The organism is Rhizobium croatiense (genome assembly GCF_019793465.1).
In the GTDB taxonomy this organism is placed as follows: domain Bacteria; phylum Pseudomonadota; class Alphaproteobacteria; order Rhizobiales; family Rhizobiaceae; genus Rhizobium; species Rhizobium croatiense.
On sequence record NZ_JAILYJ010000012.1, the window covers coordinates 154,429 to 178,297 of the forward strand.

Annotated in this window: 23 protein-coding genes; 10 read left to right on the forward strand and 13 right to left on the reverse strand. The window is 58.8% G+C overall.

The features are described 5' to 3' along the window. Window positions 1-9: 9 nt before the first annotated feature. Window positions 10-1,380 carry an alpha-glucosidase/alpha-galactosidase gene (locus tag K6M89_RS20065; protein WP_222140686.1) on the forward strand — a complete coding sequence of 457 codons (1,371 nt, stop codon included), beginning with the start codon at window positions 10-12 and terminating at the stop codon, window positions 1,378-1,380. A 96-nt stretch (window positions 1,381-1,476) separates the two neighbouring features. Here the strand turns inward: K6M89_RS20065 and K6M89_RS20070 are convergent, their stop codons facing one another. After that, entirely contained in the window at window positions 1,477-1,776 is a 300-nt protein-coding gene (locus tag K6M89_RS20070) for a hypothetical protein (RefSeq protein WP_010060282.1), read from the reverse strand. Between the two features lie 326 nt (window positions 1,777-2,102). Here K6M89_RS20070 and K6M89_RS20075 point away from each other — a divergent pair, with 326 nt between their 5' ends. The 3 genes from K6M89_RS20075 (at window position 2,103) to K6M89_RS20085 (ending at window position 7,463) form a co-directional block, all read left to right on the forward strand. After that, window positions 2,103-4,133, forward strand: a complete 2,031-nt coding sequence (locus tag K6M89_RS20075; protein WP_222140687.1) for an ATP-binding protein — start codon at window positions 2,103-2,105, stop codon at window positions 4,131-4,133. 281 nt (window positions 4,134-4,414) lie between these two features. After that, window positions 4,415-6,484, forward strand: coding sequence for a Z1 domain-containing protein (locus K6M89_RS20080; protein WP_313140612.1), 2,070 nt, complete (start codon window positions 4,415-4,417; stop codon window positions 6,482-6,484). Beyond that, window positions 6,477-7,463, forward strand: a complete 987-nt coding sequence (locus K6M89_RS20085; RefSeq protein WP_222140689.1) for a PD-(D/E)XK motif protein — start codon at window positions 6,477-6,479, stop codon at window positions 7,461-7,463. Before K6M89_RS20080 ends, K6M89_RS20085 begins: the two co-directional genes overlap by 8 nt. Here the strand turns inward: K6M89_RS20085 and K6M89_RS20090 are convergent. The 4 genes from K6M89_RS20090 to K6M89_RS20105 all read right to left on the reverse strand — a co-directional run bounded on the left by K6M89_RS20090 (window position 7,460) and on the right by K6M89_RS20105 (window position 13,046). Further along, a complete protein-coding gene (locus K6M89_RS20090; protein WP_222140690.1) occupies window positions 7,460-8,947 on the reverse strand; it encodes a DNA cytosine methyltransferase in 1,488 nt (495 codons plus the stop codon). The genes K6M89_RS20085 and K6M89_RS20090 overlap by 4 nt on opposite strands. 69 nt (window positions 8,948-9,016) lie before the next feature. Beyond that, a complete protein-coding gene (locus K6M89_RS20095; RefSeq protein ID WP_222140691.1) occupies window positions 9,017-9,481 on the reverse strand; it encodes a very short patch repair endonuclease in 465 nt (154 codons plus the stop codon). 491 nt (window positions 9,482-9,972) lie between these two features. Further along, window positions 9,973-11,187 carry an McrC family protein gene (locus K6M89_RS20100; protein ID WP_222140692.1) on the reverse strand — a complete coding sequence of 405 codons (1,215 nt, stop codon included), beginning with the start codon at window positions 11,185-11,187 and terminating at the stop codon, window positions 9,973-9,975. A gap of 44 nt (window positions 11,188-11,231) precedes the next feature. Continuing rightward, a complete protein-coding gene (locus K6M89_RS20105; RefSeq protein WP_222140693.1) occupies window positions 11,232-13,046 on the reverse strand; it encodes an McrB family protein in 1,815 nt (604 codons plus the stop codon). Window positions 13,047-13,577: 531 nt separating this feature from the next. Here K6M89_RS20105 and K6M89_RS20110 point away from each other — a divergent pair. Further along, window positions 13,578-15,539 carry an elongation factor G gene (locus K6M89_RS20110; RefSeq protein ID WP_222140694.1) on the forward strand — a complete coding sequence of 654 codons (1,962 nt, stop codon included), beginning with the start codon at window positions 13,578-13,580 and terminating at the stop codon, window positions 15,537-15,539. Window positions 15,540-15,648: 109 nt separating this feature from the next. Here K6M89_RS20110 and K6M89_RS20115 read toward each other — a convergent pair whose 3' ends face one another. Continuing rightward, on the reverse strand, window positions 15,649-16,209 hold the full coding sequence (locus K6M89_RS20115; RefSeq protein WP_222140751.1) for a GNAT family N-acetyltransferase: 561 nt from the start codon (window positions 16,207-16,209) through the stop codon (window positions 15,649-15,651). 270 nt (window positions 16,210-16,479) lie between these two features. On the opposite strand from K6M89_RS20115, the gene K6M89_RS20120 reads away from it, so the two are divergent. Next, complete coding sequence (locus tag K6M89_RS20120) at window positions 16,480-17,349, forward strand: NmrA family NAD(P)-binding protein (RefSeq protein WP_222140695.1); 870 nt, start codon at window positions 16,480-16,482, stop codon at window positions 17,347-17,349. Between the two features lie 35 nt (window positions 17,350-17,384). Here K6M89_RS20120 and K6M89_RS20125 read toward each other — a convergent pair whose 3' ends face one another. Further along, window positions 17,385-17,915 carry an NUDIX hydrolase gene (locus K6M89_RS20125; RefSeq protein ID WP_313140625.1) on the reverse strand — a complete coding sequence of 177 codons (531 nt, stop codon included), beginning with the start codon at window positions 17,913-17,915 and terminating at the stop codon, window positions 17,385-17,387. 35 nt (window positions 17,916-17,950) lie between these two features. On the opposite strand from K6M89_RS20125, the gene K6M89_RS20130 reads away from it, so the two are divergent. Continuing rightward, window positions 17,951-19,402, forward strand: a complete 1,452-nt coding sequence (locus K6M89_RS20130) for a CYTH and CHAD domain-containing protein (RefSeq protein WP_222140696.1) — start codon at window positions 17,951-17,953, stop codon at window positions 19,400-19,402. 62 nt (window positions 19,403-19,464) lie between these two features. Here the strand turns inward: K6M89_RS20130 and K6M89_RS20135 are convergent, their stop codons facing one another. The 3 genes from K6M89_RS20135 to K6M89_RS20145 all read right to left on the reverse strand — a co-directional run bounded on the left by K6M89_RS20135 (window position 19,465) and on the right by K6M89_RS20145 (window position 20,918). Beyond that, on the reverse strand, window positions 19,465-19,776 hold the full coding sequence (locus tag K6M89_RS20135) for a hypothetical protein (protein WP_222140697.1): 312 nt from the start codon (window positions 19,774-19,776) through the stop codon (window positions 19,465-19,467). A gap of 302 nt (window positions 19,777-20,078) precedes the next feature. Then, the gene (locus K6M89_RS20140; protein ID WP_222140698.1) at window positions 20,079-20,387 is read right to left on the reverse strand and encodes a hypothetical protein; all 309 of its coding nucleotides are present in this window, start codon (window positions 20,385-20,387) and stop codon (window positions 20,079-20,081) included. Window positions 20,388-20,624: 237 nt separating this feature from the next. Further along, window positions 20,625-20,918, reverse strand: a complete 294-nt coding sequence (locus tag K6M89_RS20145; protein WP_222140699.1) for a hypothetical protein — start codon at window positions 20,916-20,918, stop codon at window positions 20,625-20,627. 407 nt (window positions 20,919-21,325) lie between these two features. Between K6M89_RS20145 and K6M89_RS20150 the strand changes: the two genes are divergently transcribed. Next, complete coding sequence (locus K6M89_RS20150; RefSeq protein WP_096477652.1) at window positions 21,326-21,541, forward strand: hypothetical protein; 216 nt, start codon at window positions 21,326-21,328, stop codon at window positions 21,539-21,541. 43 nt (window positions 21,542-21,584) lie between these two features. Here K6M89_RS20150 and K6M89_RS20155 read toward each other — a convergent pair whose 3' ends face one another. Further along, the gene (locus K6M89_RS20155; protein ID WP_222140700.1) at window positions 21,585-21,950 is read right to left on the reverse strand and encodes a hypothetical protein; all 366 of its coding nucleotides are present in this window, start codon (window positions 21,948-21,950) and stop codon (window positions 21,585-21,587) included. Window positions 21,951-22,401: 451 nt separating this feature from the next. On the opposite strand from K6M89_RS20155, the gene K6M89_RS20160 reads away from it, so the two are divergent. Then, window positions 22,402-22,692 carry a hypothetical protein gene (locus K6M89_RS20160; protein WP_222140701.1) on the forward strand — a complete coding sequence of 97 codons (291 nt, stop codon included), beginning with the start codon at window positions 22,402-22,404 and terminating at the stop codon, window positions 22,690-22,692. Next, window positions 22,689-23,012, forward strand: coding sequence for an ATPase inhibitor subunit zeta (locus K6M89_RS20165; protein ID WP_222140702.1), 324 nt, complete (start codon window positions 22,689-22,691; stop codon window positions 23,010-23,012). Before K6M89_RS20160 ends, K6M89_RS20165 begins: the two co-directional genes overlap by 4 nt. 102 nt (window positions 23,013-23,114) lie before the next feature. Here K6M89_RS20165 and K6M89_RS20170 read toward each other — a convergent pair whose 3' ends face one another. Both K6M89_RS20170 and K6M89_RS20175 read right to left on the reverse strand, forming a co-directional pair. Continuing rightward, entirely contained in the window at window positions 23,115-23,381 is a 267-nt protein-coding gene (locus tag K6M89_RS20170; protein ID WP_222140703.1) for a BON domain-containing protein, read from the reverse strand. A gap of 38 nt (window positions 23,382-23,419) precedes the next feature. After that, on the reverse strand, window positions 23,420-23,686 hold the full coding sequence (locus K6M89_RS20175; RefSeq protein ID WP_222140704.1) for a DUF1488 family protein: 267 nt from the start codon (window positions 23,684-23,686) through the stop codon (window positions 23,420-23,422). Between the last annotated feature and the right edge of the window lie 183 nt (window positions 23,687-23,869).

The window sequence follows — 23,869 nt, forward strand, 5'->3', positions numbered from 1 at the left end:
GAGGTTATAATGGCTGCAAATCCCAAAATCACGTTCATCGGAGCTGGCTCCACCGTCTTCATGAAGAACATCATCGGCGACGTGCTGCAGCGTCCGGCGCTTTCGGGCGCGACGATCGCCCTGATGGACCTCAACCCGCAGCGGCTGGAAGAAAGCGCCATCGTCGTCAACAAGCTGATCTCGACGCTCGGCGTCAAGGCCAAGGCCGAGACCTATTCCGACCAGCGCAAGGCGCTGGCCGGCGCCGATTTCGTCGTCGTCGCCTTCCAGATCGGCGGCTATGAACCCTGCACCGTCACCGATTTCGAGGTGCCGAAGAAATACGGGCTGCGCCAGACGATCGCCGACACGCTCGGCGTCGGCGGCATCATGCGCGGCCTGCGCACCGTGCCGCATCTCTGGAAGGTCTGCGAGGACATGCTCGCCGTCTGCCCGCAAGCGATCATGCTGCAATACGTCAACCCGATGGCGATCAACACCTGGGCGATCGCGGAGAAATACCCGACCATTCGCCAGGTCGGCCTCTGCCACTCGGTGCAGGGCACGGCGATGGAGCTCGCCCACGATCTCGACATTCCCTACGAGGAAATCCGCTACCGCGCCGCCGGCATCAACCACATGGCCTTCTATCTCAAGTTCGAGCATCGCCAGGCCGACGGCTCCTACCGCAACCTCTATCCCGATCTGCTGCGCGCCTACCGCGAGGGCAGGGCGCCAAAGCCCGGCTGGAACCCGCGCTGCCCGAACAAGGTGCGCTACGAGATGCTGACGCGCCTCGGCTATTTCGTCACCGAAAGCTCGGAGCATTTCGCCGAATACACGCCCTATTTCATCAAGGAAGGCCGCGACGACCTGATCGAGAAATTCGGCATCCCGCTCGATGAATATCCGAAGCGCTGCATCGAGCAGATCGAGCGCTGGAAGGGTCAGGCGGAGGCCTATCGCAGCGCCGACAAGATCGAGGTTCAGCCGTCGAAGGAATATGCCTCCTCGATCATCAACTCGGTCTGGACCGGCGAACCCTCGGTGATCTACGGCAATGTCCGCAACAATGGCTGCATCACCTCGCTGCCGGAAAATTGCGCCGCCGAAGTGCCCTGCCTGGTCGACGCCTCAGGCATCCAGCCGACCTTCATCGGCGACCTGCCGCCGCAGCTGACCGCGCTGATCCGCACCAATATCAACGTGCAGGAGCTGACGGTGCAGGCGCTGATGACGGAAAATCGCGAGCACATCTACCACGCCGCGATGATGGACCCGCACACGGCCGCCGAACTCGACCTCGACCAGATCTGGTCGCTGGTCGACGACCTGCTCGCCACCCACGGCGACTGGCTGCCGGAATGGGCGCGTACATCGAAGAAAGTCCAGGCCGCCTGACCGCCTCTCCCTGGTCGGGCATCAAGGAGCCCCGCGGTGGCAACAACCGCGGGGCTTTTGTATGGGGAGGCCTGTCGGCATCAATTGCAGGAAACGCTAAATCCCCGACCCATCCAGCTGCTCGTCATCATCGCCTTCCCAGGGCGAAGGCATCGAGGTGCGATTGGCCGACGGCATCGGCATCCAACACTTCAGCTCCGGCTCGGCATATTCGATGATGTGCCCGGGCGAGGAATCAGACGCGCGCCAGCCTTCCCCAGCGAATTGATCGCCATGCGACCAATAGGCGAGATCAACCTCCGCCGGCCCCTGCTCGGACGCCCGGATCGTGACGAGGATCCGGCTGCCGTCTCTCGGTGCGGTTGCCATATTGCGCCAGCGGTCTGGGTCGTCCATTGATTTTCCTCCCTGCTTTGATGCAGGTGCAAGTGTTGCTTCGTCATCGAAGGCGGTCAACTCAAACTTTGCGGGTGCCGTCGTCTGTCGGAGAAGTCGACCTTTTACTCTTTGAGGGGGCAGAAACATCTCCACCGCGAAGGCTTGTCACCCGGTGCGAAGCCTCGCCAAATCTGGTGTATAGCGGCCAGATCGCAGTGTGTACTTATGCCTCAGGGCTTGAGTTTTTTGCGGTTAACCGCCATGTTTACCTGAAAGTCTAAGTTGTTACCAAGGATCGGGCGAATGAAGGGACGCATCTCGCTCTCTGCTCAAAATTTGACATCATGAAGTTTCTGATCTTGCGGATCCTGACCCATAGTGAACTCGGCATGTTCCATGAATATCGGCGTCAGGGCAAAGAAGGCTCGAAGCAGCGCGCGATTAATTTCGATGGCACGGTTGTAAACCGGGTTTTCCCGACAGCACTTGATACAGACCGCATACCGCTGGAACTCCGATATGACACGGATTCCGGTATCGCTGTGAAAGCGCAGTGGCTCACCCGCCAAGCAAAGAACTGGCGATTCGAGGGCAATTGCCCAAGGGACAAAATTTACGATTTTGTGGAACCAGGATGCCTATTCGCCATGGAGGTCGACTCGGGCGCCACGCCGGCGACCGGCGCCTGGGCGGTGTTCCCCGCAGATGATGAGGTGACGACCGGCGTGCTGTCAGATGGCGCTACTGCGGAGCTGACACGGGCAAGAATGATCGCACTGCATGGGGAAGAAGGTTCCCGTGTGCAGTGCCTACTGAATGAAGCCCGACCTGAAATGTTCGGGAGACACAGGGAAACAGTTGAACCGATGAACAACGCAGGTGGAAGTGTCGCGGGTCGGAAGCGGTTGCCGCCCCGCCCCAAGCGTTTGGCAGAGATTATTGCAAGGACAGGACATACCCTTCCGAGCGCGGTCGCCGATCTTGTCGACAATTCAATCAGCGCCGACGCGACCGAGATTGACATTGTGTTCGAACCTCCGAACGGCGGGAACGGGCGTTGGCTGACGCTTCGGGATAATGGTCATGGTATGTCGGGACAAGAGCTCGACGAGGCAATGACCCTGGGGAGCAACGTCGAATACGAGACGAACAGCCTCGGCAAGTTCGGCTTTGGTCTTAAAGGCGCCTCCTGGTCGCAAGCGCGTATCTTTACGGTGGTTACTCGTCGTCGGGGTGGTGCCATCAGCCATCTGAGCTGGGATGTTGAGAAACTTGGGGACTGGGAGCCGAGCGACGCGCCGGTGGAGGAATGGGAACGTGAGGCCACCACTTTAGGAGAACAGGGTACGGTGGTCCTTTGGAAGGACATGACGCCGCCTGCCGCAGCTCCGTCCGTGCAGGGCGTATCCCCATATTCATCCGAGGTCATGGAGCTCCAGCGACACCTTGGTCTGGTCTTTCATCGCTTCCTTGAGGGGGATGCAAAGAACCGGAAGAAGGTGACAATCCGGATCAACGGAGTGGAGGTTCGACCCAATAACCCGGTGGGACACCCGCTTGCGGGGCCTTACGACGTAAAGTCAATTCGCATGCCGACAAGCTCAGGCGACGAGACAATTACTGTGCAGCCGTTTGTCCTTCCCTCGGAAGATCAGATCAAGCAGCACCATAAGGCCGAGGGGCCTCAGATCGTAAATGAGGTGCTGCAGCACGTAGGGCTTTATGGAAAACGCAATGAGTCGCAGGGTCTTTTCATTTACAGAAATGACCGCCTGATCAAGTGGGGCGGGTGGCACCAGATGTGGTCAACGTCTGACGAGAAGACCAAGCTCGCCAGGGTGATCGTCTCGTTCTTCGGCACAAAGCTTGATGATGCCTTGCAAATCAACATTACCAAGCGTTCCGTAAGCCTTCCGTCATTTATTCAGGACGAGATCAAGAAACTAGCGATCCCAGCCCGTAACGCGAGCAAGGCGAAATACAAGAAAGAAGCCACGCCGCCGATAGCAGCAAGGCAGATGGGAGCACAATTTGTTCCTGCATCGGTTCCGGCGCAGCGGCCTTCGACGAGCGGATTGCCTCTAACCATGCAAAGCGGGGCAATTTTGGCGCGGCCAGCATCTCCGCCGTCTACTGTGACGGCGGCGCCCATAGTCAGCTACAGACCCGTGACGACGGATCGTTTCGCGTGGAAAATGGCGCAGAATTTGACTGGTGGGCGCGATCTGCAGGTAAGTGATCGTCTGCCAGCGCTCGCGGCACTCGCAAAGCGCCTTGCCAATGATCCGGACGCGACGGGCGAGCTCGCGGCGTTCCTGGCGGTGCTCGACGAGAAGGGGGTACAGGCAATCCTGCTAGATTCAAGCGAGCGCTGATGGCTAACCTCCGTATACTCGCGACACCTCCATCAGCGCCGAGCTGGGTGGACCGACTCTCAGGAACCTCTTGGCCAACATGGAGTCGGCTGGAGAATTTACTGCAGAGCAACGGACGCTGGAAGCCGGATCAGGTCGCGTCGCTTGACGCAGAATCCTTCCGTGTCCTTCGGCACCTGCGGGATCCACTTTCGAATGGATTCTTCAGTGGGCGTGGCCTTGTTGTGGGATACGTGCAGAGCGGGAAGACCGCAAACTACACCGCTGTAGCGGCGCGGGCTGTGGACGCGGGATATCGCCTTATCATCGTGCTATCGGGGATCCACGATTCTCTGCGAAATCAGACCCAGGTGCGCCTTGAGCGGGAACTGGTCGGACTCTCCGAAGAGAGCTGGGAGGCACCGGGTTGGACGTTGTTGACCGGTCGCGACGCGGATTTTGCGCGTGCTGATCCCGCAATTCTCCAGCGGAGCGGGGCTTTTCTGGCGGTCATCAAGAAGAACACACACATCCTTACCAAGCTGATCGAGTTCCTCCAGGCGGCAGGCGTACGCGTCGGGGACCTTCCGGCGCTCATAATCGACGACGAGGCGGATCAAGCATCAATCAACACGCGGGGCAACCGTGACCCGACAATCAGTGATGAGGACGATGCCAGCGACAAGGCTTCTGCTCCTTCGCCGACGAACAGGTTGATCCGGACTATTCTGAGGCTTTTGCCCCGGGTCAGCTACGTCGCGTACACGGCGACCCCGTTCGCCAACATATTCATAAATCCTCAAGCGCTTGATAGTGAGGCGGGAGAAGACCTGTTCCCGCGCGATTTCGCTCTCCAGCTGCCGAGACCGGATGGATACACAGGAACCGAGGAGCTCTTTGGCGTCGCGGCACAGGGGCGCGACGTGTTAAGGCCGGTGCCGGAAGAGGACGTTCAACGTTTGCGCAACACCGGCAGGCGCCGGAGCGCGGGTCTCGTTGTTCGTCCTGCCGAAAACTTGATCCCAACCTCGCTTTCGGATGCCTTGCTCACGTTTTGCTTGGCCGGTGCCATCCGGGAACTCCGCCCCGGTCTTGTAGGTCAACCGCACACAATGCTGGTGCATATCAGCTCGCGGACGGCTGACCAAGCTCGTATCGCAGGCGCTTTGAAGGATCAGCGCGACATCTGGCAGGGTGCGCTTCAGCAAGGGCAGAGCCTGGACGGACTCTTTCACGGAATTATCACGAGCCATCTCGCAGGCGTAGAGCTTCCGGCCGATAAGTCAGAAATAATCGCGCGTGCCTGTCGGGTGATGGGCGGACTGGAAATCCTCGAACTCAACAGCGTCGCTGGAGAAAATTTGGAGTACGACCTCCATCCCGGACGACATCTCGTTGCGGTTGGGGGCAACAGACTTTCTCGTGGACTCACCCTTGAAGGGCTGACGGTTTCGTACTTTCTGCGGACCACCAACATGGTGGACACTTTGTTGCAAATGGCGCGCTGGTACGGGTTCCGAACGGGCTACGAAGATCTGGTCCGCGTCTGGACTACAGACGGCATCGCTCAGTGGTTTACGGAGCTCACGCTCGTCGAACAATCATTGAGAGATTCTCTTCGCTCTCTGGCGCGTGCTGGCCGCCGACCGGATGAAATGGCAATTCGCCTACGCGCGCATAGCGGTCTGTTGCTGACCGCCCGCAACAAATCGGGGTTCTCAACGGAAGTCCGGGACTCCTGGTCCGGCGAGCACCCACAGACAGTTATGCTTCCGCTTGGCAACCAGGATCGCTTGGTCGATAACCGGCTGCTGACCGAGCGTCTCATAAGCAATATCGGAGGCGGTCGGCAAATTGCTGGCGGCTGGCTGCTTCAGGATGTCCCTCCTGAAATTATCTGCGATTACCTGCGCCTGTATCGCACGCATGACGAGGTGATTGCGTTTCGCGGTCATGAGTTGGCGGATTGGATCAGCGAGCGTGCCGGGGCAGGGGAGCTAGTGAATTGGTCGGTGTTTGTCGCTGGTTCCCGGGAAGGTGCTGATACAAAGATTGGCGGGCTGTTGACCGGGGTGGTTACCAGATCTCGTACAAGTTGCGAGAGCATCGGGATTTTGATTGACCCACGGCATGAGGGAGTCGACTTGCCGGGTGGCCCCGATGCCTACCGCCGACGGAACGGCAATTACGACGCGGAGTCCATGCGCGCTGCTCGCCCCCCGACCGAAGGGCTACTTATCGTGTATCCGCTTGACCCAGGCCCCCTCGGCGTCGGTGAGATAGACGCAGTGATCGCCGTGGCCCTAAGCTTGCCTCGAACTTCTGACGGCGCAAGCACCAGTATCGTCAATCGGGGCGTGACGGATGGCTGAGGAGCCGACTCCGGAGGCCTGGGCGGAGCTGAGGTCTGGTCGTCCGATTTCGGATGATGGGCTGGTGACGCGTGGCCTTCAATACCGGGGTGAAGAGACGGCCATCCTTATGGGCATGGACGCTGAAGGCGATCTCCATCTGCTCGTCCCAGTCTCTGAGGGACCATCATTCCAGGAGTTCCCGGATTTAAACGGTCTGATGGTTCGGCATCGTGTCACCAGTGAAGGACAGTTCCTTGGTCTGGTAGCGACAGCCCCTCATGAGCGCGTCTTCACTCCCGTATGCAGGGAGGTCGTAGAGGCCGTACTTGTTCAGAATCGTGAACCATGGGCTGCCGTCGCTTCCATCATCAGGCAGTGGCAGTCGGCTTGGCGTCCAACGCGCCAGTATATGAGTCAGACAACCCAGGTCGGCCTAGCCGGAGAACTGATTGTCCTTGCCAAAATTATGATCGATGCGCTCGGCGCGCGCGCCGTGTTGCTCTGGAGCGGGCCAGAGAGTGAGTGCCATGACTTTGTTTCAGGGAACCTTCATCTCGAGGTGAAAACCACCCGCGCCAGCCGGCACGAGCACGACATTTCTCGCCTAGATCAATTGTGGGCGCCGGACGGTCGTCGTCTTTTGCTGGCGTCGGTGCAACTTGAGGCCTCTATCGGCGGGACACTCACCCTTGCGTCCCTGATTGATGAGGTCATCGATTCAATCAGGGATGACCCCGCCGCGGTCGACGACTTCCTGGTCAAACTCTCGCGTCTCAACTGGTCGGACGAAATGAGGAAGTCCGGGGAGCTCCTCCGCTTTCATCTCCGCGAGGCCGCGCTTTATGACGTTGATGATCAGTTTCCGCGTCTCAACGAAGACTTCCGACCACCCTCTGGGGTCCTGGCGGTGCGCTATACGGTCAGCCTTGCCAATCTTCCGACGTTGGGTGTGGACGAGGTAATCGGCATGGTTAGGGCTTCACAGGCGTTCCGTTAGCCCCGGCGGTGCAACCGCTGCATTTCTGTTAATGTGTTGGCCGCCGTCCTGAGGTCTTCATGGATCACCTCGGCCAGCGCAAATGACATCATGGGCGGCACAGCGTTGCCGATCTGGCGGAAAGCCGGGTTCATGGTTCCGCTGAAGGCGAACCCGTCGGGGAAGGACTGGAGACGAGCCGCTTCACGAACGGAGATCGTCCGCGCCTGGGCAGCGTCGTAGTGGATATGTGAGTAGGTATCCTTGCCGATATGAGCCATCAGGGTGCGGACCGGGAACTCTGGCCTGAGCTTCCACCAGCGATTAGGAAATTTGGATACGTCGTACGGGGGGACGATGCTATTCCATAGCTCGTTGTACGCTTGCGTTCCCTGCTTTACGCCACGTTCTGACGCCATTCGATCAACGATTTTTGCCGCCGTTGCATGAGCCTCAGGATACTCTGCGCCCGGACGCATTTCGGCGAAGGTGAGGTGGTCCCGCGGCAGGTATCGGATCACATGGTCCCAGACGCCTTCTTCTGACGCGAAGCCAGCCCAATTCCGCATCTTGATTGCGTACGGTGACGGCTGGCGGTCGTCCCGGTAGGTGGAGAGCTTATCGAAGCGTCGGGTGCCACGCTTTACGGAACGACCACCGATAGGTGCCAGGTCTCCGATCGCCTCCTCGGCGGATACCGGGGCAGCCAATCCATCATGGCCTAGGTCCGGAGGAACATAACCTGACATTCCCTGGCGATCCACGTAGCGCAGAGCCACCGCACGGGTGCCGGCATAGCCTAGTGGCAGCTTGAGATGATTGGTTGCCTTAGGGAAGCGCACATCTAAGCCCAGCTCGCGCCTGTAGGCGATCAGATAGACGCGGTCTCGCATCTGCGGCACGCCATGAAACGCCGAGTTGATTAGCGAGTATCGCGCCGTGTAGCCGAGGTCGTCGAGCGCCTCAACAATCTCCTCTGCCACATTGTGGTGGCCGTAGTGAAGGATGTCGGGCACATTCTCGATTAGAACGGCGAGAGGGCAGAACGCGCGGACGTAAGCCAGATAGCGCAGGTAAAGGTTGCCTCTCGGGTCAACGCGGAACGCCTCGGGGTGATCTGCCACTTCACGCAGCTTGGCGCGGCCGACTCTGGCATAAGCTTGGCAAGGAGGGCCGCCCACAAGGACGTCGATAGCACTTTCAACGTCTCCTAATTCGAGTTCCTCTGCCAGAGCTGCCGGATCCATCCTCATATCCCGAGGCTGGGCATGCACGCCAAACTTGTCTGCTTCTAAATGTGCATGAAAGTTTCTCGCGTGGGTGAGAGCGGCCAGAGGATCGATCTCAACGGCTCCCTCTATCTCGAACCCCGCTCGATGGAAACCAAGACTGATGCCGCCTGCACCTGCAAAGAGATCGAGGACGCGTGCTGGCTCGCCCAGGCGAAGTCTGTCGAGTTTATAGAGGAGTGGAGAAGTCCCGGTGCCGGATGTGACCTTTTTCATCTTGTCGTCTTACCCTCTTGCCCGGCGCGGCCCGCGCGACTCGTAACTATTATAATTCAAGTAACACATCTAAACCGTGCGGGAGCCCGGCGGCCCCAAATGCTTGTGCAACACCTGCGCCAGAGCCTCCTTGTCCCCAATTTCGCATTCCCATATCACCAATGGCGACCATCCCAGCTTTCGGAGCCCGGCAAGCGCAGCTTCGTCTCTTTCCACGTTACGATGCAGCTTGGCTTCCCACCATTCCCTCCGGGTGCGGGGCAGTACTGAATTTCCGCAGCCATGGCGATGCCAAAAGCATCCATGCACAAAAATCACCTTCCACCGGCCCGGAAAAACGATATCGGGGTGCCCGGGCAAATCCTTCCGGTGAAGCCGGAACCGGTAGCCAAGCCGGTGCAGTAATTGGCGCACGATGTGTTCTGGTTTGGTGTGCCGCGGTCGTATGGCTGACATGTTCCGGCGTCGGGATTCCGGCACATCCGCGAAATCCGGCCGCTTAAGTCTGAATGATTTTTGTTCTACAGGGGACATCAGCTGGCCATTAGCTAAAATATTCGAGAGCCAAGTTTGATGTTCGTACCGAAATTTACAAGCTTTGTCCGCTCCTTAAACAGCCCGTCGTTGCGGATGAGCAAGTTTGCGCTGGTCTACGCGCCGATCCGATGAAGCCGCCCCTTTGTTCCTAGATGATGGCGTCCCCGCGATTCCGGGATGTTCTCGCCCTACACGGCCTCGGCCACGAAGAGGGGCTCGGTGGAACACTCTGGCCGGATCCGTGCCTAAGACAACGCGTCGCATGAGCTCGGGGATGAAAGTCGGGACTGGGACCGCTTGCTGACTGTCTGTGGATGGCGACCGTGCGGCGCAGAGCAGACAGGCCTGCGCCAAGGTTGGCATCATTCTGTTGTCCCTGCGTGAGCGCAGAAGGCTAAGAGACGTAGACATTACCCGCTGCCAAGTGGCCGGCGTTCTGTGCCGTGTTAGCCTCCGTCTGTCGGGCACGCCAGCCTATGCAAGGCGCTTTACGAGGTGCGTTGTGTTGCGAGCTCGGACTTGATCAGATTTTGCGCAATGCTTCCCCATTCATTTCTGTTCGTGGCGGTTCGCAGATCGACGCGCCAGATTTCGACCTGTCGATCCGTCGCGGTGTAGCGCCAGACAGTAGGAGGGCGACTCTGCCCGGTTCCCGGATAGAGCAGTATGACGCGATTGGCGTGATAGACCGCACCATAAGACGCAAGCTGATAGAGGTCGGCTTGGCTGACGCTTGGGGGAGATCCGGTTTTGTCGCCGAGATCCTTCCACTTGGTGTCCACGATCAGCGGTCCATGTGAAGTCTCAATCACGATGTCCGGGATCAGGGGATAGGCACCGTGTTGCAACAATGTGTGCTGGCGGCGCTGTAGCGACACAGATCCCGCTGGGAGAACCTTCTGCAGCCATCGCGAAACGTAGCGCTCAAATAGTAGATTCATCGGAAACAGGAGAGCGAGACCGGCGACGTGCCCCGACGTCGTGTTCTGCCACTCCGCTTCCAGCAACATGCGAGCCAATGTTTGGGCTGGCCGGAACCGCTCATTCATCCGGTTCCAGACGATCCGCTCGCCCAGCGGATCGTGGCTGTCTGGTATGTCCGCGAATCGTTGTTTCAGACCGACAATTCGCCGCCGAAGAGGTTCTGAACGTACAAAGGATGCAGTGTGTGAAAGGCAGGTTTTGAACAGGCGATTGAGAGGGGAGTTTTCGGAGTACTCGTCGAACCGGCAATGCAACCTAGAAGGGTCCATGGTCCGACGAACAATCTGTTGTCGCAGGTCGAGGCTGCCGCGCAATTTCGGCAGTACATCCTCTTCCGCCACATAGGCTCGTGTGAGTCCTGCACGGACTTGGTGCGTGAGGCGCGTGACGAACAGGTTGATGAACGCTTCGAGCAGATCGTTCTCCTGTGCGCCCATCTCCGCGATTTGCCCCTCCGAAATCGCGACATCGAAGGCCACCGCGAGCATCCGCACGAGGGTTGCGCGCAACGCGCCGTCGTCGTCATTCAGTTTGGGCAGGATCTCGAGGGTTGCCCCTTGAACGGCGATGATCCCGCAGACCTGTTTCGTCTCAAGTCTGCGAAAACCTCGCGCCAATACGCCATTCTCGGGAACGCCAAGCCGGCGAGCCGCCGAGATCGCCGCCAGATGCAGTTGTTCGGCCTGCCCCTCGCTGATGCCGTGAGTTCCAATCGGCAAGGAAGACCATTCCGAACGCGTATAATGGGGCTTTCGGGCAGGCATTACGCTTCACCCAAAAGCATCATATAGGCCTCTTCTGGGTATGCGCCTTCGTCTCGATAGATGTCGGAGTAGCGGTACCGATCCTCCGCGAAGCCCTCCGCCCCTTTGGGCACCGGGAGGTGCGCCCTCGAAAGAAAGCCATCGCCGCCGCCTAGCACGATACGGACCCGTTCGAGGTCGTCATGGAAATACTCGCGCAACAGCGGGATGACCTTGAAAGCCATGATCCGATCAAGATCGGCCTTTGTCTTCGCTCCCATGAACCACGCATGGCCGATCTGGGCGTCCCCTCCCAGGAAGTAGGCAAGCCGCAGATTGAGGCTTTCCAGGATGGCAGCCATATCAAGCGCACTGTCATCCAGTTCAATATCCACGAGCTTCGTTGGATCTGGCGACAATTCCTCAAAGACGAACCGACGACGTAATGCAGTATCCAGCAGCGATATCGATCGGTCGGCCGTGTTCATCGTGCCAACAATGTAGAGGTTCGCTGGCAGGGAGAATGTCGACTTTGAATAGGGTAGTGTCACAGTGATGGCCGCCGACGCTCCTCGTCTCTTATCGGCTTCCAGAAGCGTGATGAGTTCCCCAAGCACCTTGGAAATGTTGGCCCGGTTGATTTCGTCGATGATGAGCACGTGATTGCGCTGCTGCTTCGTTGCGCGCTCTGCAATCACTTTCAGGACTCCGGCTTCCGGTTCGAGCGTGAACCCCCCACCCGACGCCGTCGGCCTGGGCCTCAATCCCTCGACAAAATCCTCGTAGGTGTAGCTCTGGTGGAAGGTGACGAAGCCAATACGGCCGTCCTTGACCAGTTGCTCATAGAGTTGGCGCACAGCAGCCGGTTCGTTCGGGGCCTCTCCGAGGCAGATCTCGACGGCGCGTCTCGCAGTGCTGAACGTCTTTCCCGTACCGGGCGGGCCGTAGAAAATTGTGTTCAGCTCGTACCCGGATGGTGTCGATGCCACGGCGTTCTCGTCCGACTCAGCCATCAAGCGTGGCTTCCTCTCCTTCGGCATTTGCCAGACGGTCCTGAAATCGCCCTCATAGAAATCGACGCGCGAGCCATGCTTGGCTTCCAGATCTTTTCGCAGGTTGAGAAGCGCCGCATCAAGGTCAGTGATACTCATCGCGCCAGCCTCCGACGCTGATGTGACTCCAAATCCCGTCAGAATATCCCGTTTATGCTGTCCAGCGCTGATCCGCTCAAAATGATCCGGGAAGAGCAGGAAGGGCAGGATATGGCGCAACTGCCGGTTCTCACCATTCGCTTGGACGTAGATCCATTCGGAAAATACGCTGCTGTCGGCGAGCAACCGTCGCCGCTCTTCTTCCGGATTGGATTTCAGGTCCTGCATGGCGGTTATTAGCAAGACAAGTTCGCGCCATTTGTTGTTGTTGTATCCCTGCCCAGCCCGCCCGACACCATGCAGGACCGGATCAGTCAGTGCTGCGACATCCCGTGACAATTCTTCACCAGACCAGGACCAGACGTCCCTGACTTTCAGATTCTTCGTTTGCGGCGAAACATCACCCCGCTGAAACGCATAAAGCAGCCATATCAGCTCGGCCATCAGACAGTGGCCATCGGCCGTGGCATCCGATAGCTGAACCTTAAGCTTCTCAAAGAACTTGCCTTCGCCCTCATCAAGGTTCTGCACATAGGTTCGCTGCAACTCGGCGAAGTTCTCGGCGCTCCACAGGGACCGTCCGGGTGAAAGGAGCGAACCATCCCCGATTAGGCAATCGGTACGAAGGCGGTCCATCGTCTCATAAAGCGGTGAAAGGTCAGCCTCTGGATTATATCTGGCCACGGCCACTCCTCATGAATACAAAATCGCCATCTGTCGTCTGACAATGAGCTTTCGACCATAAGTGTGATCTGGATGGCCCCTAAGAAGCTAGTCAGGCTACCTAGCAGATATGTACGTATATGTTACTTCCTCTGAGCGGTGCTAACATTGACAATCGACCGGTTCAAGCGGGGGCTCCGAAGGTCGGCTCTCCACTCCAATACGTCCGCCGTAAGAGATCGGGCGGTAGTTGCCTTCGAGGGAAACCACGAGGGCAACGTTCTGATCCCATCAAGTCAATCAACTAGGTTATCGTAGAAGTTTTCACCCGCCCTTGTCGTTAAGTAGCTTGGCGCATGACCGCGCTTTTCCATCATCGAGATTTGCATAGAGCGGGCGAGAAAGAATGCTTCGGCCCGTCCAGAACACACGACGGTAAACGCAAGTCCAGGCCAAAACCGTTGTGAAACTGAACACCTCTGGCGCCTTGCAGCGGTTCAGGGCATCCTATGATGGCTGAAAGTTGTGTTTATGGCAGTTGGAGGAATGCCGATGCGTTGCTTTACCGTGCTTGGACCCTCGCAGACCGGAAAATCGACGGTCGTGGAAAAGCTCGGCTCCCTGGAGGGGACGCCGAAAAAATCCAGCTCCCCTTATGGATTGAACCTCACAGAGTTCACCTTCGGAAACGAGGCGTGGTGTGCACTGGATGCGCCAGGACCCAACGAAGCGTTGGCGCATGCGCAGCACGCGCTTCTTGCCAGCGACGCCTGCATATTGTGCGTTTCATCGGCACCCGAGGAGGCTGTGCTCGCCGCGCCCTATCTCAGGATAATCGAAGCCTCGGGGACGCCTTGCATCCTCTTCGTCAACCGGATGGACGAACCGAGAGGGCGGTTGAGGGACGTGATCGCCGCGCTTCAAGACTACGCCAGCCACACCCTTTTGCTTCGCCAGATCCCGATCCGCGAGGGGGACAGGATCATTGGCAGTTGCGATCTGATTTCGGAACGGGCGTGGCGCTACCGGGAAGGCCAGCCTTCGGCGCTGATCGCCATCCCCGAAAGTACTGCCGAACGCGAGCACGAAGCGCGCACCGAGCTCCTGGAACACCTGTCCGAATTTGATGACTGGCTTCTCGAGGAGCTGATCGAGGACCGGGAGCCATCCAGCGACGCGCTCTATGCCATTTCATCACGGGTTCTCAGGGAAAACAGAATTATCCCGGTGCTGATCGGTGCTGCAAGTCACGGCAACGGCATGATGAGGCTGATGAAGGCGCTGCGCCACGAGGCGCCGCCGGTCGGGGTTCTTCGCCAGCGTCTCGCCCATACGGGAACTGTCGATGACGGCAAGCTGGTGGCCGTGAGCTTCCATGCCTATCATCGCCAGAATGTCGGCAAGACGGTGCTCGTGCGCGCACTTGGCGAGGGACTGCGGCAAGGCGCATCACTGGGCGGCTCCGGCCTCGGCGCCGTGCAAAATCTCGCAAACGGGCGGTCCAATTCGGCGGTTCTGCCTGCGCCGGGAGATGTCTTCGCGACGGTCAAGTCCGACCACCTGCCCGTCCCTTCGCTGTTGACCTCCGGTGCGGTGGTCGCCCCGCCTGAGTGGACGGAACCACCGACGCCAATGCTTGAAAGGATCCTGGTTCCGGGCAGCGAGCGCGATGAAAACAAACTTTCCGAAACGCTGGCGAAACTTTCCGAGACGGATCGCGGCCTGAAAGTCTTGCAGGAGGAAGGCACGGGCGCTCAACTCGTCCGCGCCCAAGGGCCGGTGCATCTGCGTGATCTCTGCCGAACGCTGGCGGAAGTCTTTCACATCTCGGTGACCGACCGAACGCCCAGCCCAATCTACCGCGAGACGATCGCGAAACCATCGGAGGTTCACTACCGCCATCGCAAACAGACCGGCGGTGCCGGGCAATTCGCGGATGTGAAGTTGAGCATTCACCCCAACGAGCGCGGCCAGGGCTTCACCTTCGGCGAAACTGTCAAGGGCGGCGCCGTTCCGCGCAATTACTTCCCCGCCGTCGAAGCGGGCGCGCGCGAAGCGATGGAGAAAGGACCGCTGGGCTTCGAAGTCATCGATGTCGGCGTAACGCTGTTGGATGGTCAGCACCATGCCGTCGACAGTTCGGAACACGCCTTCCGGACTGCGTCGAGAATGGGGGTGCGACAGGCGCTTTCCGAAGGATCGCCCGTCTTGATGCAGCCGGTCTTCCGCACCGAGTTCCACATCCCGTCGGTCTATTCAGGCAGCCTTGTCCAGATCGTCGCCGCTCTCAACGGTCAGGTTCTCGGCTTCGACCGTGATGAAACCGCCAAGGGATGGGATATCTTCCGGGCGCTCGTTCCGGGCGGCGCACTTGAAGATCTGGCGCGATCGCTGCGCTCGGCGACGCAGGGCATTGGGTATTTTTCCAAGACCTTCGATCACTTCGAGGAACTATACGGCAAGGAGGCGGACGCCATTGTGAGGGCAAAGGAGAAACCGGGCAACGCACACTGAAACGTTCGCGCCACTTCATGCTCGTTCACAGAGCCGGGCTCACCTGGTAATGCGTGCCTAAGGTTCGATTCCTTTCAAGGCGCTCGAGCACTGTCGGATCGAACCGAGCTTAATGGGGCGGCCGCAGCATCGGGACGAGCGTCGGCGATGACCCGGCCTGGATCGCCCCGAGCGGTTCGAAGCCGTAGCGCCGGTAGAACGGAATGTTGCGCGGGTTCGAGGATTCCAAATAGGCTGGCGCGTGATCGCGATCGCACCTTGCGAGTGCATACACCATCAAGGCGTCCCCGTGACCTTCGCCTTGATGCGCCGGCTCGACGCCGATCAGCGGCAGGTACCAATGTGGTTCCTTCGGGTGGTACGTGGCCATCTGCTCGAATATGACCGTGGTTTCCGGGGCAAGAGAGGGCGCAACGGTGCTTTCGAGCACCGCACCAAGTCCTTCCTCGTCAGAATGCACCCCGGGCGGCAGCCACAGCGCCGTCCCGGCGTAACCGTCGGTGCAAAAGGCGCTTCCGTTGGAGAAGGCGCTGCTCCCGAACGCCCGGATCATTCGCGGCATGGCCGCAAGGTACTGGTGTGCATTGGGCCAGGTCCATCGCGCCATAGGATCGGCTGCAAACGACAACAAGATCGTATCGACCGCAAGGTCTTCCTCGGCCGCGGCCATAAATCTCACTGTTGGGCTCACACTGGCCTCCTAAGTTAGGTGGTCCGACTAGGCGCCTACGCCCGTTCTCAGCCACGCATCGTAACCCAGATGGCGCGGGAGCGACACCGGTTGCTGCTGGCTCAGCGGTTCCGGCTTCAGCAGCGCCATAAACAGGTGGAGCACCGTTCCAGGCGAAGAAGCGCTCCGCGTCGGTGAATTGCATCTGCTGCGGCAAGGAACCTTTGAAGGGGGCGAAACGTTATGCGCCTCATTGCTGGAGACTGGCTAATGTACATCGTTGTTGGCGGGACAGGCCACGTCGGTTCCGCCGTGGCGCAGACACTGCTCGATGAGGGCGAGGCCGTTACCATCGTCACGCGAGACCCTGAGAAGGCCGGCGCATGGCAACAGCGGGGCGCGGAGGTCGCCGTCGCCGACGTCCACGACGTCGCCTCGCTGCGTGAGGTGTTCCGCCGCGGAAAGCGGGCCTTCCTACTGAACCCGAACGCTGACATCTCGAGCGATACGGATCGGGAGGAACGCGAGACCGTGCGCTGCCTGCTTGAGGCGATCGAAGGGTCCGGACTGGAGAAGGTCGTGGCGCAATCAACCCTGGGCGCGCAGCCGGGCAAGGAATGCGGCGATCTCAACGTCCTTTACGACCTGGAAGTGGGCCTGAGGAACCAGCCGATTCCTGCCAGTGTCATCCGCGCAGCCTACTATTACAGCAATTGGGATACGATGTTGGAACCTGTCATGAAGGACGGGGTGTTATCGACCATGCTCCCTGCCGAGCTCAAGCTCCCGATGGTCGCGCCGGAGGATCTGGGAAGGGTGGCCGCGCGGCTCCTGCAGGCGCCGATCGAACAGATCGGCGTATACCCCGTCGAGGGGCCGGAACGGAACTCCCCCAACGATGTCGCCGCAGCCTTCGCCGCCGCACTCGGCCGGGCGGTTCGCGTAGACGTGATCCCGCGCGAAACCTGGGAAGACGCATACCGCAGCCTGGGCTTCTCCGACGCGGCGGCTCGATCATATGCAAGGATGACGGCTCTCACCGCTGACGGCCCCGAATATCCCGAGGATCCAATTCGAGGATCGATCTCGCTCCAGACCTACATAGGCAAGCTGGTCGCGGCTCATCGTGACGCGTCCTGATGGTCGAAAGGGAAGCGAGCCCGCAAGAGCACCCTTCAAAAGGAAGGAACACTCCTCGAATTGGCAAGTTTCACCATCAGCGCCCTCAGTCCCGGCTGAGACGCTTCGGTGACCGCAGCGTCAAGCGGGAACCAGGCCTTCTTGCGGATCGTTTTCTCCGGATAGTCGTCCGAAATACCCGTCACCTCGAGAAGGTGAACGGCGACATGGTAGCGATGCGGGGTGCTGTCTTTCCGGTAGGTAAAAGAGCCAAATACCGCTCTGTCGACACTGCCGATGACGCCTGCTTCTTCGAACGACTCGCGGCTCGCGGTGAGGTCGCTGCTCTCGCCGGCGCCGAGATGTCCCTTCGGCACGCCCCATCTGCCGTTCCGACGGCTCCCGACCATGAGCACTTCAAGTCGTCCGTCGTCGGTCCTGCGATAACAGATCGCGCCCGCCTGCGCAATTTCGCGGGCGAGATCGCCGCTCGGGGACTTATTGTGGTTTGCGAGCATAGCCGTCTTAGATTTCTTCCTATTTTTCATCAGGCCGCAGTAACACCGTACTATGACAGTCAGATCCACGTTGGAAGTCCGTCGTCAAGCAGGAGGAGTTCATCATGTCGTCAGAAACCGAAATCAAACTTGATCTGTCACATGAAGCCTTCGACGCCTTGATTGGTTCCGATCTCCTGGGCGAACCCGCTGAAGTTGTCCAGCAAAGCTCTATTTACTTCGATGCCGCCGACCGCACGCTTTGGAACAATGGCTACACCCTTCGCATACGAAAGGTGGAGACCGCGAGAACGCAAACGGTAAAGGCTATTGGCCCCAGTAGTGCTCTTTTTGCGAGATCGGAATGGGAGACCCCCGTCGAAAACGACGAACCCGTCCTCGACCACACAAGCCCGCTTTTGGCAGAGTTTGGTGGCGAGCTGAAGCTTGTACCTCTCTTCGACGCGGTCTGCGAAAGTCGGCTCTGGAAAGTGGAAGAAAATGGCTCTCGGATCGAGGTCGCCGTCGATGCTGGACAAGCTGTTTCAGGGGACCGGCTCTCTCCATTCCTCGAGGCTGAGATCGAGCTGAAGGACGGCAGCTCCAACGACTTGTTCGTGTTCGCCAGGAAAATCGAAGCCGTCGCCGGGTTCAGGATCGGCGTCCGGTCGAAGGCAGAGCGAGGCTTCGGCCTAATCGAGGCGCAGAAGACAATGTTCAAGTCGGCGCGTGTCGATCTTGATCGGAATATGGATGCCGCTATGGCCTTTCGAGCCATCTCCCTTTCGTGTTTCCGCCATTTCCGATTAAATGAAGATGTCCTCCTTCATCGGCGCAACCCGGAGGCGCTTCATCAAGCGCGGGTGGCGCTGCGTCGTCTCCGTTCGGCTTTTTCGCTGTTCAAGCCAATCATTCCCGGAAACGAGCCGCTACGGCTGAAGGACGAACTGCGCTGGCTAGCAGTCATACTCGGCGAGGCGCGCAACGTGGACGTCCTTCTGACGAAAGCGACGGACCCTGATCTCGTGTTCAAGCTGAAGTCGGCTCGGGAAAGTGTTTACCGCGACGCGATCGATGCTCTGAATTCTTCGCGGTCTCGGACCTTGATGCTCGACCTGTTCGATTGGCTGGAGTGCGGCGACTACCTTCCTAGCAACGGCACGGCGTCAGCGGCGATTCCCAGCGCTCGGGGCTTTGCAGAACGTGTGCTGGACAAGCAGCGGAAGCGGCTGAAGAAGGACGGCGGCTCTTTGGCGACGCTTGACGACGACCACAGACACGAGGTTCGCAAGGATGCGAAGAGATTCAGATACGCCGCCGAGTTCTTCGCCTCACTCTTCGACGACGCGCGGGGCGTCCGTCGGCATAAGAAATTTCTTGCGGCCATGGAAGCGCTTCAGGACGATCTGGGCGCATTGAACGATCTGGTAACTGGCCCGGAGGTTTTGGACAAGCACGGTCTGTCCGGACATCCGGCGAAAGATTCTGTCGTTTCCCATGCGGACAAGGACGCCCTGATCGAACGAGCGCAAGCATCTCTCGATGACGTTCTCGACAGCAAGCGTTTCTGGAGATAGCAGCATGCAATCTTCGATAGCTCGCGCGCCCCAAGAACGCTTTAAGGTGAGTGATTACTGCCTTAATCCTTGAGGCGGTCCATATTGCGAGACCAGGGGAAAGAAATCACCGGTTTCTGCGCAACGGGCGTATGTTCGCTTGGTGCTTCCTGTTCAACAGACCCAGCATCGCGCAGTGCCTCGCGAAGAGCCTGACCTTGCGGATGATCGCCGAAGTGCTCCAGAAAGCTCGAAATCGGCCACCTCGTCTCAGTGCCGCCGGAGGCGTCGTTGGCGCGATGGATCACGATATGCTGGTCCGCAGTTCCGTTATGTCCGAGATACCATTTGTCTCCGTTTGCGCTCGCTGCAAATTCTTTTGGTACTTCTGGCATTCCAGCCTCCTCTGATTGTGCCCTTTATTGTGCCGCCCGGCGCACTGTCGCCGATTTATGGTTTCGGCAAGTGCAGCAAAGGAGCTTGAGTTCAAAGCAGCAGATTCTGCCGGAGGCATTCCGACGCCGTGTCACTGAGTTGCAGCTAGTTCAGGGCACGGAGCGTCGATGACTTCCTGCGCCTCCGACGCTTGCGCCGAGGGCGATGAGAAGCTCGTCTAGCTGTTCGAACTGCTCCGCCATGCAACCCGCCGTCCGGGTGGCAATGGCTTCGTCGAATTGGTAACTCACCCAGTGTCTGTTCAAGCGCCGGTGGGCGACTTAACCACAACGGCTGAACGGATCCCCTGTATCAACTTGCGATTTTTCTCGAACTCCGCGGATGATTTCGAGGGCAGTGGTGTTTTTCCAAAGTGCCGGCTGAGTTCGATGGAAAGGGCGGCGGGCGAGGTCATTCCATCATTATAAAGATTGAACAGCAATTTGACCGCGATGTTGTAATATTTAGGATCTGCGAGACTACTTGTGGAATCGTATCCGGCGTCGTCGAGGACGCCTTGCAATACAGCCAGGTCAGAGGTCCGCACAGATATGTTGAGATTGGAAGACATGCTGTCCTCCTTCAATTTGGGGCGAAGGCAACAACCGACCTTCACGCAGTAGCGCCCTGAGAAACAGCTACTGAAGATGCATCCTGCGCCTAATCAATGCGGCTGGCAAACTAAATATTCCGGGGTAGCAGGAAGCGGTCAGGCTTATGCGTTTGAATGTAGTTATTCTCGCAATCATCGTTTCCCGGTTCGATAGTCACCAGCGCCAAAAGACGTTCCTCGCTGAATCGCCTCGCGTCAATTTTTCTTGTCCGCAGGCGGGTGCACAGCTCGCGTGGCGCCTCCTTCGTTTTCCCATGATGCCAAAGCCTCAGGATCGGCATGCAGCTTCCGCCGCCTCGAAGAGGGGTAGGCGGGCGCCGGGATCGTCGCCGCCCTGATGCGTCTTATCACCATCACCTCTTCGTGATGGTCGCCGTTTTCTGAAGCAACGAGATCTGTCGTCGCGTAGTCCGCTCGCTTGAGGATGGACCGCAGCTGCCAGTTCTCGTGGCGTTTCGCAGCAGTTCCAGTCGTGATGATTACTACCATAACCATCCCCTCAAAATTAAACTAATGATGACGGCGAAGCTCGCCAAGATGGAAGCCCTGAACAGGAAGTCGCCGTAAGCCACGGTATGGAAAGAGCGCTTGAGGGTGGAAGACATCTTGTCCTCCTTTGATTGGGGCGAAGGGAGCCACCCTTTGATCGGCAGCGCCCGTTTCATTGGCTGCCGATATGCAAACATGCGCCTTTATTGCGCTTTATCCAAGGCAAAAGCGACGAACGCTGTGCCAGGCGCCCCTGTAATTTTCCGTGCTGGGGCCACTCGGTCGCGAGGAGAGGCGTGGGCTCTGTCTTAGCTCGTTCAGCGACGACAAACCAAGCCGGCGGCCGCGATGATATGGGGAGCCGCGAAATGAATCCCACTTTCGCCGCCTGTGTGGTATAGTCTCTTATGACCTATTCCCCGAAGGACCTGGAACTCGCGCGCCGGCAAGTGATTGTCGACCGGCAGATGATTTGCGCGCAGCAGGGCCTGATCGACGGAATGCTGGCGCGAGGCGAGCCTGCCGGGCTGGCCAGGGAAAGGCTGGTCAAGCTGACAGAGGATTTGCGCAACCACTGCTTCCATCAGGATCTGATTCAGGCGTCGATCCGATTGGAGCGCTGAGCCAGCGGCCGCCCACGGGGCGTTCGGCGGGTCTAATCCTTGTTCACTCCCCGGCTTTTTCGTCACGCTCCTCGGCACGCTTCTCGGCTTCCCGGGCGGCGATCTTCCTGCTGTGATCGGTCCGCGCCTTCTCGAGCTCTCCCATTGTAGGAAGATCCCGGACAGCCAGACTCTTATCTTCGGCCTCGGTGCTTCGGCACTTTGTGAACCGATGCCGCGGGTTCTTTGCTTCACGCAGTTCGTCAACTGCGCGCGCTTCCTCGGTCGGCACGGCGAGGTCGGTGCGTGCGGCCACGGGATGGGCGATCAATTCCTTCGCGGAGGGATTGCCGTCCGGACGCTTTGCGTTAGCGCCGAAGTCGTGGCGGTCACTGGCGGTAAGGGGCTTGGCGTTGTTATGTCTCGACATTTAGATGCCTCTTTTTTCATGAAGTCATGAGCCTGCCGTTCGCGCGGGACGCGCTTTCGCGGCCGACTTCCTGCTTGTCGAGCAGGCTGGCGAAGGTAGTGTATATTTCTGCAAAATCCGATCTTTTGAATGGCGGTATCTTGTATTTCACGAAAATAGCGCAATAAAAAAGCGAATACGGCTTTATTGGATGGCTAGTTTAATTTACATATTCCACCAATAATATTTTAAATTTGACCAATCGAGTCTGAATAAAACCTTCATTTTGGGATTTTGTCCTAGTTGTGACGCAATTGGGGCGTAGGAGTCCCTATCGTCGTTTGGCCCTGTGGCTCTCGTCCGTGTCAGAGACTTAAAGACCATCATCGCTCCGAATTCCGATCGCCATGCCAACGCCCTTTAGGAAGTATCAGCAGGCCTTGGCTAACCGCCTTCAACTGGAGCCTTCACCATGTCCGACCTATCATCCACACGCACGACGGGCACTATCGTTCACTTCTCCGCCCCGTTCGCGCTTCCCGATCTTGTCGGTGAGATGCATCCGGCCGGCGATTACAAGATCGCGCAGGATGAGGAGCGGATCGAAGGCCTGTCGTGGCTTGCCTACCGCCGCACCGCAACCTACATTCATCTGCCATCGATTGCGCAGGGCAACCGCTTGCGCAGGATCGTCCGGATGGAGCCGACGGCGCTCGCTGATCTCTTGGCAGCGACGAATGCGACGCAGGAGCTTTCCCGATGAACGCCATCGAAAACCGTGAGAAAGCGCTGGAGCAGATCTATTTCCTGAATTCGGAAATGGCATTCAAGGTGCGATCGCGCCGCGACCGTCTACTGGCGGTCTGGGTCTGCGGCATGACAGGCGCTGCCGATGTCAAAGCCTATGTCGGAGAGATCGTCAATCTCAGGATGTCAGGGGCTGATGATGAAGCCGTGATTGCCAAAATCCTTGCAGATTTGCGCTCGACCGGAAATGATCTCGATGAGAGAGCCTTGCGGGAGCGCATGGAGGCTTTGAGCCCTGCCGCCACGCAGGAGATCGCCCGGCAACCCTCTTTATGATCGGGAAATCTGCCGCTAGCGAAAGCTGTCCCGGGTTTGGCTAGCGGCCGGGCCGGAATACGACGCAGCCGGGCCATGGAAATGGTGCCGGACGGACTTGTCTCATAAATCCGGCGACAGTTCATTGTGAACCTTGCGCACGCCGTTGGTTCTCAGTGTAATCTCCTCAGCCCGTGACACCTCCGCTTTCAAATGCACCCATCCGGCCAGCGTGATGTCGCGGCCCCGCGCGGTGACGAAGATATAGCTGGGGTCGAGATCGCCGGCATGGGCGAGCGCGCTGTAGACGGCCGATTCAAGATCGCCCTGGTCGGGACAGCGGGTCGCCACGCGGCCCGCGACACTGAGATGTTTTCTGTCGACTGACATGGGTTCGGCTCCTGCACGGCCTTGCCGGGTGTAAAAGTCTACCGGCGGATATCCTGCGCCGTCAGGGTATATCGGTCTTTGCCGCCGCGGCCGTAGGCATGGGTGGCCGCTTCCAGAATGATCTCGCGCGCCATGTCGAAGGCTCTCAAGCACTCGTCCTCGGAGCGGCCGGGCTGGCTCGCGGTCCGCAAGGCGTTAGCTTCGACTAAAAACCGCACTTCGAACATGCCGTCATAACCGGAGAAGCGGACCGCATTCCGGCTCTCATCAAAACTACGGCTTCTATTGGGAAAGCTCAGTGTCACGCATTCTCTCCCGGAGGTCAGTAATCCCGCCTAATCCATTCGGACTGCAGCAGAAGATGCTGTTGGGGACGTAGGAGCCGGTCTCGCCTGAGGCGCGGCGGGGCTGGTCGAACTGCCAGTGTGCTACGAACGCACCTTCGCGGTTCCGCTCTTATAGAGATATGGGGCGCGGCATTCGAATTG